Below are 646 nucleotides of genomic sequence, written 5' to 3' on the forward strand. Positions count from 1 at the left end.
TTCCGCAGTTTCACGTACAGTCAGTCTGGCTTCAAGCTCGACAAGAAGGGCGGTCAGACCGTGCTGTCACTCTCGAAGCTCGCGGATATCCCGATTCGACTCCACCGACCTATCCCCGACGACGCGAAACTCAAGCAAGTCACGCTCAAGAAAGAGCCGACGGGCGAGTGGTTCGCCACCTTCGGCGTCGAAATGGACCGTGAACCGCCCGAACCGCCTGAGAATCCCGAGACGTGCGTCGGTATCGACGTTGGGATTCTCAAGTATGCCCACGACACGGACGGTCACGCCGTCGAATCACTCGACCTCTCGGACGAACGCGAGCGATTGGAACGCGAGCAACAGAAACTCTCGCGGAAAGAACACGGGTCGAACAACTACGAGAAGCAACGGCGGCGGGTCGTGGAGTGTCACGCCCACCTCCGACGGAAGCGCCGCGACTTCCTCCACAAGCTCTCTGCGTACTACGCTCGGGAGTATGACCTCGTGGCGGTCGAAGACCTGAACGTGAAGGGGATGCTCGAATCGCCGTCGAACAGCCGCACTACGGCGTCTGCCGCGTGGCGAACGTTCCTTCGGATGCTCGAGTACAAGTGCAAGCGAGAGGGGACGCACTTCGTGGCGGTCAACCCGAGAGGGACGACGA

General features: G+C 60.7%; 1 protein-coding gene. It reads left to right on the forward strand.

The window, feature by feature from the left end:
* On the forward strand, window positions 1-646 hold a 646-nt coding region (locus DVK06_RS16875), incomplete at both ends, for an RNA-guided endonuclease TnpB family protein (RefSeq protein ID WP_147438155.1).

The sequence above is a fragment of the Halorubrum sp. Atlit-28R genome, from assembly GCF_003665955.1.
GTDB lineage: Archaea > Halobacteriota > Halobacteria > Halobacteriales > Haloferacaceae > Halorubrum > Halorubrum tropicale.